Here is a 13,264-nt window from a genome sequence, read left to right as displayed (position 1 = left end):
GACAAAAGTCATCGAGAGTAAACTTCTCGATGACTTTTGACTAAGTTTAAGACCATCTAAAACGACAGTCTTTATTATAAATTTTAGCGTACCTCTGTACCGTCGATTGTAGCAATTGCTTTTAGTACTTTATTGTGTGCAGCTACTACTTCTTCATCTGTTAACGTACGTTCTGGGTCGAAGTATGTGAGTGAGAATGCTACAGATTTTTTCCCTTGCTCCATTTTCTCACCTTCGTAAACGTCAAATACACGGATATCCTTCAATAATTTCACGCCGGCTTCATTAATAGCTTTAACGACTTCACCTGCAGTTGTTATACGGTCCATAATGAGCGCAATATCACGAGACATTGCAGGGAAACGAGGTACTGGTGTATAAGCAAGTGGCGCTTCTTGATTTGTTGCATTTAATAGAGCAACGAGATTCATTTCCATGATATAAGTATCTTTTACACCCCATGCTTTTTCCTCTGCAGGATGTAGTCCACCTATGATCCCAACTTGCTCGCCATCTAATAATATGCTAGCTGTACGACCTGGATGTAATCCATCAATTTGTGCTTTTTCAAATGAAATACGATTTCCTAGACCAAGCTTGCCAATGACACCCTCGATAACACCTTTTAAGACGAAGAAATCTACAGCCTTTTTCTCACCTTGCCATGCGTGATCTAGCCATTTCCCTGTAAGGACTGCTGCTAGATGCTCTTCTTCGAAAGGCTGTCCTTCCTCCGATTGACCAAGAAATACTGAGCCAATTTCATATAGTGCTACACTGTCTGCTTGGCGGGCAACATTATAGGCTGCTGCTTCGATTAAGTGTGGAACTAGGCTTTGTCGTAGTGTAGAGCGATCTTCGCTCATAGGCATTAGTAAACGAGTTACTGGCTCGGCTTTCAATGCAAATCGTTGTGACAGCGCATCAGATGTTAATGAATACGTCACAGCTTGATACAGACCAGCACCCTCCATATAGCTACGAACAACACGACGATTAGCTTGATAAGATGTCAAACTACCTACTTGTGTTGCACCTTCTGGTAATGTCATTGGAATCTCATCATAGCCATAAAGTCGAGCAATTTCCTCTACGATATCCTCTTCGATTTTAATATCCTGACGACGTGTTGGTGCATCAATAATTAATAAACCATTTGCAGCTTCTACTCCGAATTTTAGGCGCTCTAAAATAGAAAGCATATCCTCTAATGCGATCTTCATGCCTAAACGTTCGTTAATAAAATCTGGTGAAACGACAACACGTGCTGGTGTTTTGTCTAACTCGTCTACTATACATGTTCCTTCCAATACTTCACCACCAGCTAATGCAGCAAGTAATGTTGCAGCACGTTCGGCAGCAGGTAAAACACGGTTAGGGTCCACCCCTTTTTCAAAGCGAGCAGATGCATCTGATCGAAGGCCAAGATGACGAGATGTTTGACGCACTGTTAAGCCATCGAAATAAGCTGATTCAATGACAACAGTCGTTGTAGAATCCGTTACCTCAGAATTAGCACCACCCATTAAACCAGCTATAGCAACTGGCTCTTTGCCATTCGTAATAACTAAATCTGACGCTCTTAATGTACGTTCTTGATCATCCAAAGTTGTGATTTTCTCACCATCTGTCGCTTTACGAACAACGATTTCACCCGTTGCTAGGCTATCATAGTCGAAGGCATGAAGTGGTTGACCATATTCCATTAACACATAATTCGTCACATCCACTACGTTATTATGCGGGCGCACACCTGCTGCCATCAAACGATTTTGAAGCCACATTGGAGACTCACCAATTTTGACATTTTTCACAACTTTTGCGACGTACATTGGATTTGCTTGCATATCTTCCACGCGAAGCTTTAGTAAATCCTCTGCTTTTTCATTGGCAGCTTGATAAGCGATATTTGGATACTTTACTTCCTCTGACAGGATAGCACCCACCTCATACGCTACACCTAGCATTGAAAGTGCATCTGAGCGATTTGGTGTTAAACCAAGCTCTAGCACCGTATCGCGTAAGCCTAGAATGGCTAGCGCGTCAGTTCCTACTTCCGCATCCTCCGGAAGCACGTAAATGCCCTCAGAATAAGCTTTAGGAACAAGCTTTCCTTCAATACCAAGCTCTTGTAATGAACAGATCATGCCATTTGATTCATGTCCTCGGAGTTTGGCCTTTTTAATTTTAATACCGCCTGACAAATGGGCACCTGGGCGAGCCACAATTACTTTTTGACCAGCATCTACATTGGGAGCACCACAAATAATTTGTTGAGGCTCTTCTTCTCCAACATCAACTTGACAAATATTTAATTTATCGGCTTCTGGATGTTTATCCTTTGATACAACATATCCGACTACAACTTTATCCATTGCATTCGCACGATCAATGACTGCGTCTACTTCAATCCCTGAGCGTGTAATTTTTTCTGCTAATAGCTCAGGTGCTAAGTCCTGTGTATTGACATATTCTTTTAACCATTCTAATGATACTAACATATTTTATCCCCCTTACGCCTCTGTTCGCTCGAATTGTGATAAGAAACGAGTGTCACTTGTATAGAAATGTCGAATATCGTCGACACCATATTTCAACATGGCAATACGCTCTGCACCAATACCAAATGCGAAACCAGAAACTTTCTTCGGATCATAGCCAGCCATTTCTAAGACGTTTGGATGAACCATACCTGCTCCTAGTATCTCAATCCAGCCAGTGCTCTTACATACGTTACATCCTGCACCACCGCATTTAAAGCATGAGATATCCATTTCAACAGATGGTTCTGTGAATGGGAAGAAGCTCGGACGAAGTCGAATTTCACGTTCAGCACCAAACATTTTTTTTGCTAAGGTATCTAAAGTTCCTTTTAAATCACTCATACGAATATTTTCCCCAATTACTAAACCTTCAATTTGCATAAATTGATGTGAGTGAGTGGCATCATCATTATCACGACGGAATACTTTTCCTGGACAGATGATACGAATAGATTCACCTTTTTTAGCTTCCATAGTACGAGCCTGTACAGGTGATGTATGGGTACGTAATAATATTTCCTCGGAAATATAGAACGAGTCTTGCATGTCACGAGCAGGATGACCCTTTGGTAAATTTAATGCTTCAAAGTTATAGTAGTCCTTCTCTACTTCAGGACCCTCTGCAATTTCATAGCCCATGCCAATAAATAAATCTTCAATTTCTTCAATAACACGTGTCAATGGATGACGATTCCCGACTTTTATTGCACGTCCAGGTAAAGTAACATCAATCGACTCACTTGCTAATTTTTCAGCAATAGCCGCTTCTTCAAGTACAGCAGCCTTTGACTCTAATACTGCCGTTACGTTTTCACGAACATTATTCACTAAAGCACCCATTTTTGGTCGCTCTTCAGCTGATAATTTACCCATACCTTTTAATAAATCAGTAATAGGCCCTTTTTTCCCTAAATATGCAACACGTACTTCATTTAATTCTTTTAGACTTGCTGCCGCTTCAATTTTAGCAAGTGCTTCTTGCTCTAATTGCTTTAATTGCTTTAATTGCTCTTCCATGTTAAAACCTCCCTAGAAAATTAACGCCTGTTTTTAGGCATAAAAAAACTCGCCCCTAAAAAAGGGACGAGGACATATTCGCGGTACCACCCTAGTTATTGCAAGGCCCAATATCCTTACAATCACTTCATTGACATAACGACTTGATAAAGCCGGCTTACCTTTACAGCATTAGGCTGGTCCCGGTAGCTGCTCACGGGCTGAATTCAAAATTGCATCGGTACGGCGTTGGCTCTCAATCTCCGGCCACACGCTCCCTGTCGTCCATTCACAATTTTTACTACTTCCCGGTCATAGCATTTCATATTTAAACTTACATTTTAGAGTTAATTATACAATAATAAACTGTTGCAAATCAAGGGACAACTAGCAACAAGCATGAATCACTTAATTATCTCACAAAACCATATAGAACTATACCGGTTGCAACAGCTACGTTTAGTGATTCTGCCTGACCCAAAATAGGAATGATTATATTTTGGTCTGTCATTGCTAAAAGCTGTGGCTGAATACCACTTCCTTCATTCCCCATTATAATCGCAAATGCACCAGTATGATGAATGTCGCTATAAGGCACCGCGTCTTCATCCAATGCCGTACCAAATACAGGTACACCTTGATCCTGTAAAAAGTCGACACATTCTGTTAATTCTTCACGTACTACAGGGATGTGGAAATGTGAGCCTTGTGCAGCTCGTAATGTTTTAGGATTGTAGATATCGGCACAACCCTTCCCTAAAATAACAGCGTCTAACCCAGCAGCATCAGCTGTACGTATCATTGTCCCAATATTACCTGGATCTTGAACAGCATCGATCAATAGCACTTTACGCCAAGATGTCTTCGCTTCCTCCTCTAAAACAGGCTGTTTACAAATAGCAAAAACACCTTGTGACGTTTCTGTTTCAGCAAATTCCTTCGCTACTACTGACGTCACCTCTACAATAGCGATTCCATCAATTGGCCATAGCATCGGTAAATCTACACCTTCACGCACAATAATCTGTAGGACTTGCTCCTTATGTTTTAATGCTTCTTCTATGAGGTGAAAGCCTTCGACTATGAATTCACCTGATCGTTCCCGCTCTTTTCTTGTTGTTGCCAATTTTTTCCAATATTTCACTAACGCATTTTGCGTAGATTCGATTCTCTTCATTGCTACCTATTACCGCCTTTTTCCTATATATTGACCATTATTATACCTTAGGAAATACCAAATTTCATAGCTATGTGAGAAAACTGTTATTTTTCTAAGACAAGTATAATTTTAGTACAGCTCTAATAAATCCATTATGCTATAATCATACATATTTCTCAGTAATTTTACAGTATCAAAAAAGGGGATGCGGATGAAAAAAACAATCCATGTAGTTGGTGCCATAATTGAAAATGATCGACAAGAAATTTTTTGTGCTTTAAGAAATACCCATATGGTGCTCGCTAATTATTGGGAATTCCCTGGTGGTAAAATTGAATCCGGCGAAACTCCTCAGCAAGCACTTTATCGAGAAATCCTTGAAGAATTCAACTGCATCATTCAAGTTGGTGATCCAGTAACGCAAACTCTTTATGAATATGAACCATTTTTCGTTCACCTAGAAACTTATCTAGCCACTATTGTCGAAGGTACTCCACAAATATTGGAACACGCTGAAGCAAAATGGGTTCCTCGTCAGCAATTGCTTGAGCTTTCTTTCGCTCCTGCAGATTTACCTTCCATTCAAAAATTATTAGCGGAACAATAAAACACATTTACTTCATATCATAAAAATGGGTCACTTGGTTACGACCATTTTTTTTCGATGCATACAAGGCATCATCCGCATTCTTTAGCAAGGTCGTACCAGTATCTTTAGATGTGACGGTTGCCAAACCAATACTTATGGTCACTTGCCCAACTGGCCAATGATCTAACGCAACGGTTTTTCTTATTTGCTCCCCTATCTCTTTTGCTGCGGCAATCTCGGTTTCCGGTAAAATCATAACAAATTCCTCACCACCATAACGAACGACGGTATCTTCTTTACGCGCTCGTTGTGTTAATAGCTGTGCCAATTGAGCAAGAACATCGTCACCTACTTGATGTCCAAACGTATCATTAACCTTTTTAAAGTGGTCAATATCAAGAATGCATAGAGAGAAAGGCTTAGCTGATTCATAATAACTATTGAGCTGTTGTTCAAGTTTTTCTTGGAAGAATCTCCTATTTTTTAAACCCGTCAGTTTGTCTGTCTCTGATAATTCAACTAAGGAAGCATTCACGGTTAATAATTTTGCCTGTTGTTGTTCGATTTCTACATATATTTGCTCCAAATTGGCTAACGCCTGTTCTTTTTCTTGGTAGGCTGCCTCTAGTAGCTTCTTAGCTGAACGTAACTCTTGTTCATAATCAATACGCTTTTGCATTTTGACTAAAATACAATCAATTCGCTCTACCGTATCTTCCGTATACAATCTAGCATTCATTAGAAAAGGTATGGCCATACCTTCCTTATGTTTGAGATGAATAAACAATTCCTCTACTTGCTGTTCTAAATTTATCGCCGGATAAAAATAGGAGTGAAAAATTAATTTATTAGGAGTAGATAGAAGTATTTCTAAATGTTGTTGTAGCAAATCCACCTGTTCAAAGCCTATCCATTTTAGTAAGGTGTGATTGACCTCGGCAATCACTCCTTCGTGAGTGATGGAAAGAAAACCACAGGGCGCATCATTAAGTCGTTGTTCCATTTACAATAATCCTTTCATTATCTTCTCTACAAAAATCCATAATACACTGAATGGTTTCATTTGGGTGACTAATGTGAGGGTAATGTCCTTTCGCTTCCATTAAGCTAAAAGTACTGTCTTTAATATGTTTATGTAAATAATCTCCTACACTTATGGGCACAATACTGTCCAAAACCATGTCCAAAAATAATCGGTTGATCTCCTTGTCCAACTATTTTTACATGATTACGAACAACAATATTTTCCATCCAACTAACTCCTTTTAGAAATATATGTAATAGTTTTATTGTGAACTTTGGTACGGTAATTATCAAGATTAATTTCCACTTGTAGATTGGACATACTTTGATCATTAAAAAGAGCAGCAATGCGTCCGCATACTGCTCATCATATTGTCTATAACCATTTTCTAATTGGCGGAATACTTTGCGGAAAGTGAAAAACATTAAATGGATCATATTTTGTTTTCACTTCTCTCAGCCTTCTAAAATTACGACCATAATAGGCTGTTGGCCAATCCTGAATAAATCGATCTGGGAAATTGACATAATCACCAGTGGTATATGGAGATAAAGCTCTTCGTATGTTCTCCACCCATTCGATATTTTTCTTTTCTTCAGCTGGCTTTTTCCAAGAAGTATTGTATTCTTGAGCCATTATTGCATTTCGGTAATAATAGGCTGTGCGAGTTGGCGAAATTTCACTGACTGCTCCTCTTAAGGATTGTTGCCAAATTGTCGTATTTGGATTAGGGGCAAGCGTTAAAAAATCCTTCATTCTTTTAATGGCCTCAAAAGGAAGTGGTCTCTCTATAAAGGAACCTGATCTTTTATAGAGAACTGGTTGATTACCACTCGGTAGATCAAAAAATTCTACAGCCTTGATATAGGGTACTTCCTTTATCCATATATTTGTTGGTGAACCTGCCTTCCTTAGAGGTCGAAGAAGTTTTTTTAACTCAGCTGTAGGACCCACAAATTCCCCTTGTGCTACAACCTCTCCAACTTCCTTAGTCTTTAACTCAATTTGCGATGTCAAACGCTTATCGGTAAAGGGAGCCCATTTTTGCCAAGTATTAAAAGCAAGCTCAAAATCGTCCCATCCCCATGTGATAGAAAAGAGCGAAACTTCACTGATAGCATGAAGCTTGAATGTTAATGAAGTAACAATCCCAAAATTACCGCCGCCGCCACCACAACTTGCCCAAAAGAGGTCATTATGATTTTGCCTATTTGCTTGGATGATTCTAGCCCCATCCTGTCCACTTGCCGTCACTATCTCTACTTCGAGGAGATTATCACAAGTTAGCCCAAAAGGTCGTGACAGCATGCCAATCCCCCCACCAAGAGTTAAGCCAACTACACCAACGCTACTTTCTGTGCCAGCAGGTATCGTTACACCATTTTCCCATAATTCTCTGTACACCTTTCCTAAATTGGCTCCAGCATCGATTTTGACCGACATATCTTGCAAATTAATAGCCATGTGATTCATATCACTTATATCAATGACAAGTCCTTTATTTAATATCGAATAATTTTCATAGCTATGGCGGCCACTGCGAACCCTGAAAGGTTCATTGTTTTCTCTTGCCCATCTCAAGGCATTCACCACATCTTTTGTTCTTTGACAAAATACAATTATTCTCGGATATTTTGGATTACTTAAATTATTATTCGTCCTGGCTTGTTCATAATTCGGATCTTCAGGAGTAACGATTCTGCCTGTAAGTTTCGCTTTTTTCACCTCAAACCCCTTTCCTATCATACCTAACTTATGTCATATCCTATGCTAGGTATCATAGGGAAAGAATTTGAAGTTTTAAGCATTTTACTTTTCTCTTATAAAAATACTCATTTCTTCATTTGAATCATATGATGCAGTAATGAACTATCATGTAGGAGGTGTTCTATGATTATTCATGTAGTAAGTGCTGGGGAAACGCTATGGCATATTGCCAATCGTTATGGGGTATCTGTGCAATCTATTACCTTATTAAATGCGTTAGCCACACCAGATCAATTAGCCATCGGACAATCACTTGTTATACCGTCACCCTATACCACCTATACCGTTAAAAGCGGAGATACATTATGGGCAATTGCACAGCAATTTGGCGTTCCGCTAGAAGCCATCATTGCAGACAATCATCTAACTAACCCTGATATGTTAACCCCTGGCACTAAATTAATTATTCCACCAATCATTCATATTGTGGAGCCTGGAGAAACTTTATGGCAAATAGCTCAAGAGTATGAGACGACCATCCAAGCAATTGTTGCTGTAAATCATATAAACAACCCTAATATGATTTATGTCGGCGCTCAGTTAATCATCCCTAGAAAATTACCCCTCATTGAAGTAAATGCTTATTCTTACCAACCATCTGAGGAAGCGATTGATTCCATTAATGCCGTTGGTCATCTACTTACTTATTTTAGTCCTTTTGCATATATGATGAAGGAAGACGGTACACTACAGCCTATAAACGACGAAAAAATGATAGCAGCTGCACAGGCTAAAAACATCATTCCTATGCTAACGCTCACTAATTTTACTTCTACAGAGGGTGGCTCTAATTTAGCACATGTTGTCTTGTCCAATGAAGATTTACGTGTCAAGGTGATGAATAATGTTTTGCAGGTAATGCAAGAGAAGGGCTATCAAGTTTTGAATATTGATTTTGAAAATGTTTTACCAGCAGATCGAGAAAATTACAATGCGTTTATACAATTAGCTGCGGATACGCTTCATCCAATGGGCTATCTCGTGTCAACTGCACTCGCACCTAAAACAAGTGCAACGCAAGCTGGAACGTTATATGAAGCACACGATTACGCGGCGCACGGTCGAATAGCAGATTTTGTGGTTTTGATGACCTATGAATGGGGGTATCGCTTTGGTTCTCCTCAAGCGATTTCCCCTATTAATGAGATGAGAAGAGTTGTGGAATATGCACTGACAGAAATACCAGCAAATAAAATTTTATTAGGCTTTGAGCTATATGCTCGTGATTGGCTATTACCCCATGTCAAAGGCCAAGAAGCCGAAACTTTTAGTCCACAGCAGGCTCTTAATCGAGCCATTGAATATGGCGCTACTATCCAATTTGACCAAACAGCACAATCCCCATTCTATCGTTATGCCGATGAACAAGGGAGAAATCACGAGGTATGGTTTGAAGATGCAAGAAGTGCCCAAGCTAAATTTGACTTAGTCAAACAATATAACCTTCGAGGAATTAGTTATTGGGCTTTAGGTTTCCCATTTCCACAAAATTGGGTACTTTTAAATGAAAATTTTTCTATAATAAAACCTTAGCTTTTTCTTATTGTGTACTCAACTAATAAAGATATGCTACATTTTCCCGATTTTTTCCCATGATAAAAAGCTCATTTCAAAGCCATATTAAGATATATCAATTTGAAAGGAGCAACTCACATGGGAAGAGACAATAAACAAGGTCAAAGTAACAATAAAGGTTCATTACCTCAAACACCAAAAAATCAGAAGATCGCCCCTAATAAGGTTAGCGAGGAATTTTCTCAAGAGTTCATGGAGCTGATTAATTCAGTAACCCAAAATCAGCACAATAAGAAGAAAAAATAAGGGGGGGCTTCTGTTGGATTATCAACGTGCACATGAAATTGTCGCCTCACCGTTAGAATATGAAGTGAGCTATAATGGTGTATCCGTTTGGATTGATAAACTCCATGATGATGAGAAAACAGCGACTGTTCACCTACGACGCTCTTTAGAGGAGCGTTCTGAAGTAGATATATCCGAACTGAAGGAAGAATATCTCGTTCACTAGAAAAGAAAGAACCTGCTTCATCACTAAGCAGGTTCTTTGCATTGCTTACACACTATAATTTTCTTTATATTGAAGCTGCATCAAGACGTCATTTACATGGTGGTGCAAATCATGAAAGGTTTCCGAAATTTGCTGAGGTGAAATCGGTTTACTAAATAAGTAACCTTGAATATAATCACATCCATCTTCCATCAGAAACGAAAGCTGTTCAACCTCTTCAATCCCCTCCGCCACAACCTTCAAGCGTAAATGCTTGGCCATCGAAATAATCATCGATACAAGTGCTTCATCATTTGGATTATGTGGAACATTTCTAATAAAAGTGCGGTCAATTTTTAGACAATCTATTGGAAAATCCTTTAAATAGGATAAAGATGAATATCCTGTTCCAAAATCATCTACTGCTATTTGAATGCCAAGCGCCTTTAATTCATGCAGTAGCTGTGTCATTTGATCAATATTCATCGTCATACTTTCTGTAATTTCTAATTGTAGATAATGAGCATCCAATTTTGAACGTTGTAATATTCCAGCCACCATTTCAACTAAATCCTGTTGAAATAATTGTCCAAGTGAAAGATTAACAGCTACTTTGATTGGAGGTAACCCTTGTTCCTCCCATTGTTTCGCTTGCTGACAGGCTGTTTCTAATATCCATTTTCCAAGAGGAATAATAAGACCACATTCTTCAGCAATCGGAATAAATAATTCAGGTGACACAAACCCCCGACTTGGATGTCGCCAGCGTACTAATGCTTCAACAGATTCAATCGCACCACTCTTTAAATTTACCTGTGGTTGATAATCTAAATAAAATTCATTATTGGCTAATGCATTATGTAAATCTTGCTCAAGCAATATACGATCTGCAATTCCTTTAGACATGTATGGCTTATAAAAAAGAAATCTTTGAGGTATTTGTCTAGACTCTCGCATGGCTAGTTGGGCATGCATCAATAGCTCTTCCCCCGACCACTTTTCCTCTTGTAGGGCAATTCCCATATTCAAATTGCCATTTAACGAAAATAATTGTACCTGTAAAGGTTTTTTCATGGCACTTTTTAGATTTAAGCAAAATTGTAATAGCTCCTCAACAGTCTTTACATGGTGAATGTAAATGACAAATTGGCCCTCTTGTAGTTTGGTCGCAAAATAGTGCGGTGGTAAAATCGTTTGAATACGGTCTGCCACTAACTTCATCATTTTATTAGAATGACTGATTCCTATGGAAGAACGAATGGCTGCAAACCGATCAATTTCTATCGCAATGATTGCCTTTTGAAGTTCGTTTTCATGTAATTTTTCCTTTAATGTTTTAAGTAATAAATGTTCATTTGGCAATAGTGTAATATCATCATGATAGGCTTGAAATTGAAGCTCCCGTTGTGATTGTTCAAGATCTTTTTTGATTTTCAACAGTTGTTGAAACGGCTTTTCAACCGATGTATAATAAATTGCCTTTAAGAAAAAGTAAAATGCTAAAAATTGATAAATAAGGGCGGAGAAATCCCAAATAGCATGTGTATCTTGGCTTATTATAAAAAGCGTATCACTTACAATAAGCGATATAGCCGCACTGATGAGCCACATGGAACGCTTTGGCATTTTCTTAAAAAACCTACTAATAATATTTATTGTGATCAGTTGAAGAACAATAGAAAATAGGTGTACCATATTATCAATAGGATCTATCCATTGTACTGGCAAAAATTTTGGTGAAATAAATACTAGGAGAATACTTGCTATAACAAAAAGTAGAGAACCGCTATAACTAAGGATTCTATACTTTATTGTTAATTGTTTTTTAGGATATAAAATAATGAATAAAAAACCAAGTGATAAGTAAAAACGTATTAAGATATGTAAAGTGCCATCTATATAGTCCCATTTAATATAATGGTTATGGCTAAAAAATAAACTTACTAATTCAAGTAATGCTAAAATAAAAAACACATTTCCTATGTATAAAGTCTGATTGGATAGTAAGTGAGAAAATACTAAATAGGATTGTATGGCTATTGCCATTGTAAACACAATAATCAATACTTGTATAATCAATTTTAAATTTGTATAAATTTCACCTTGAAAAACATCATATACTTGATTGCTAAAAATTAATAATGGTATGACCAGTAGTAATGGTAATACCATGTACCAAACCTCTTTTTTATCGATCTGATTAAACCATTTGCCCAACACAAACCCTCCATACTACTATGTAAAATCACTAGGTATTTTTAACTACTGCAACTGAATAATTTATGTAAAATTGTATTTTTCTTTGACTACTTACAAATCATAACACTTTTATCGTAATTTGTATGCAGTCAAGAGAAGCATGCTAATATTCATTTTGTTACAATATTAGCATACTTTTGATATATTATTGCTTTTTTTCCACTCTAGAATCCTTATTTCTTAACTTCTTAATGATTCTTTCCCTTCTTTTTTTACTGGCTGCTACGGAAAAACCTAGTATATTAGCGATGTCTTGATCACTGCGATCTTCTACATAATATAAATATAAGATGCTTCTTTCTACCTGTTTTAACTGTCCTATCAAATTCTCTAGAAAGTTGGAACTTTGTGGATGGTTATATTCCTCTCGCTCGAACTCACTACGAAGATAATCAAGTGTTTCATCATCAACTGTTGCTATTTTCTCTAAATAGTTTTTTTCCTTTATTAATTCATTTAATATTTCTCCTTTTATGTTGGAATAAATATAACCAGATAATTGTCCTTTTGCTGGATCTGCTTTTAACCATGCCCTCCAAACAGCAATAGTCGCTACTTGGCGATAATAATCATAATCTTTATAAATTCTAAAGCTTGTAAGAATAGAACTAATCATCGGTTGCACACTTTCCAATATTTCTTCAAATGATTGGGTAGTTGTGGGCTTTCGATTGTTATGGATAGTCATTTGTCTCTTCCTGTCAACTATGCACAGTCTGATATTCCTAGGTGATGTTATCTTAAAATGGATATATATATAAATCGAATGTTCACTTTTATCATTTAATCGCTCAATATGATTCAAATTACTAGCAGTATTCATCATAATTACACCTTGTTTTTGTAAATTTGAACTATTTTCTTTGGTATTTCGTACATATTAAAACGATACTTGGACAAATTACTATTAAGGAGGCGAAAT

Annotated in this window: 11 protein-coding genes and 1 pseudogene; 4 read left to right on the top strand and 8 right to left on the bottom strand. The window is 37.7% G+C overall.

The window, feature by feature from the left end; translation table 11 throughout:
- Window positions 1-83 precede the first annotated feature (83 nt).
- The 3 genes from pheT to ACP3VS_RS04270 all read right to left on the bottom strand — a co-directional run bounded on the left by pheT (window position 84) and on the right by ACP3VS_RS04270 (window position 4,716).
- A complete protein-coding gene (gene pheT, locus ACP3VS_RS04280) occupies window positions 84-2,501 on the bottom strand; it encodes a phenylalanine--tRNA ligase subunit beta (RefSeq protein ID WP_426388404.1) in 2,418 nt (805 codons plus the stop codon).
- A 12-nt stretch (window positions 2,502-2,513) separates the two neighbouring features.
- The gene (gene pheS, locus ACP3VS_RS04275) at window positions 2,514-3,560 is read right to left on the bottom strand and encodes a phenylalanine--tRNA ligase subunit alpha (RefSeq protein WP_426388403.1); all 1,047 of its coding nucleotides are present in this window, start codon (window positions 3,558-3,560) and stop codon (window positions 2,514-2,516) included.
- 391 nt (window positions 3,561-3,951) lie between these two features.
- The gene (locus ACP3VS_RS04270) at window positions 3,952-4,716 is read right to left on the bottom strand and encodes a TrmH family RNA methyltransferase (protein ID WP_012295580.1); all 765 of its coding nucleotides are present in this window, start codon (window positions 4,714-4,716) and stop codon (window positions 3,952-3,954) included.
- Between the two features lie 193 nt (window positions 4,717-4,909).
- Here ACP3VS_RS04270 and ACP3VS_RS04265 point away from each other — a divergent pair, with 193 nt between their 5' ends.
- Complete coding sequence (locus tag ACP3VS_RS04265) at window positions 4,910-5,305, top strand: (deoxy)nucleoside triphosphate pyrophosphohydrolase (protein WP_031416407.1); 396 nt, start codon at window positions 4,910-4,912, stop codon at window positions 5,303-5,305.
- A gap of 7 nt (window positions 5,306-5,312) precedes the next feature.
- Here ACP3VS_RS04265 and ACP3VS_RS04260 read toward each other — a convergent pair whose 3' ends face one another.
- From ACP3VS_RS04260 to ACP3VS_RS04250, 3 genes and pseudogenes are all read right to left on the bottom strand, one after another.
- The gene (locus tag ACP3VS_RS04260) at window positions 5,313-6,290 is read right to left on the bottom strand and encodes a sensor domain-containing diguanylate cyclase (protein ID WP_426388402.1); all 978 of its coding nucleotides are present in this window, start codon (window positions 6,288-6,290) and stop codon (window positions 5,313-5,315) included.
- Window positions 6,274-6,459: pseudogene (locus ACP3VS_RS04255) on the bottom strand (alpha/beta fold hydrolase); the annotation flags it as partial. The pseudogene ACP3VS_RS04255 and the gene ACP3VS_RS04260, both read right to left, overlap by 17 nt.
- 227 nt (window positions 6,460-6,686) lie before the next feature.
- Window positions 6,687-8,036 carry an FAD-binding oxidoreductase gene (locus ACP3VS_RS04250; protein WP_036164443.1) on the bottom strand — a complete coding sequence of 450 codons (1,350 nt, stop codon included), beginning with the start codon at window positions 8,034-8,036 and terminating at the stop codon, window positions 6,687-6,689.
- Window positions 8,037-8,201: 165 nt separating this feature from the next.
- On the opposite strand from ACP3VS_RS04250, the gene ACP3VS_RS04245 reads away from it, so the two are divergent.
- The 3 genes from ACP3VS_RS04245 to ACP3VS_RS04235 all read left to right on the top strand — a co-directional run bounded on the left by ACP3VS_RS04245 (window position 8,202) and on the right by ACP3VS_RS04235 (window position 10,104).
- Window positions 8,202-9,611 (top strand): LysM peptidoglycan-binding domain-containing protein, encoded by a 1,410-nt coding sequence (locus ACP3VS_RS04245; RefSeq protein WP_325881766.1) that lies wholly within the window; start codon window positions 8,202-8,204, stop codon window positions 9,609-9,611.
- 120 nt (window positions 9,612-9,731) lie between these two features.
- On the top strand, window positions 9,732-9,899 hold the full coding sequence (locus ACP3VS_RS04240) for a YfhD family protein (RefSeq protein WP_139015345.1): 168 nt from the start codon (window positions 9,732-9,734) through the stop codon (window positions 9,897-9,899).
- A gap of 13 nt (window positions 9,900-9,912) precedes the next feature.
- Window positions 9,913-10,104: an H-type small acid-soluble spore protein gene (locus ACP3VS_RS04235; protein ID WP_012295586.1), complete on the top strand. Its 192-nt coding sequence runs from the start codon at window positions 9,913-9,915 to the stop codon at window positions 10,102-10,104.
- Window positions 10,105-10,149: 45 nt separating this feature from the next.
- Here the strand turns inward: ACP3VS_RS04235 and ACP3VS_RS04230 are convergent, their stop codons facing one another.
- Together ACP3VS_RS04230 and ACP3VS_RS04225 are read right to left on the bottom strand one after the other, a co-directional pair.
- Entirely contained in the window at window positions 10,150-12,300 is a 2,151-nt protein-coding gene (locus tag ACP3VS_RS04230) for a bifunctional diguanylate cyclase/phosphodiesterase (RefSeq protein WP_325881767.1), read from the bottom strand.
- Between the two features lie 187 nt (window positions 12,301-12,487).
- Window positions 12,488-13,030, bottom strand: coding sequence for an RNA polymerase sigma factor (locus ACP3VS_RS04225; RefSeq protein ID WP_036217389.1), 543 nt, complete (start codon window positions 13,028-13,030; stop codon window positions 12,488-12,490).
- Between the last annotated feature and the right edge of the window lie 234 nt (window positions 13,031-13,264).

It is taken from the genome of Lysinibacillus sp. VIII_CA (assembly GCF_049943995.1).
Lineage (GTDB): Bacteria > Bacillota > Bacilli > Bacillales_A > Planococcaceae > Lysinibacillus > Lysinibacillus pinottii.
This window is presented reverse-complemented; position numbering and strand designations above follow the sequence as displayed.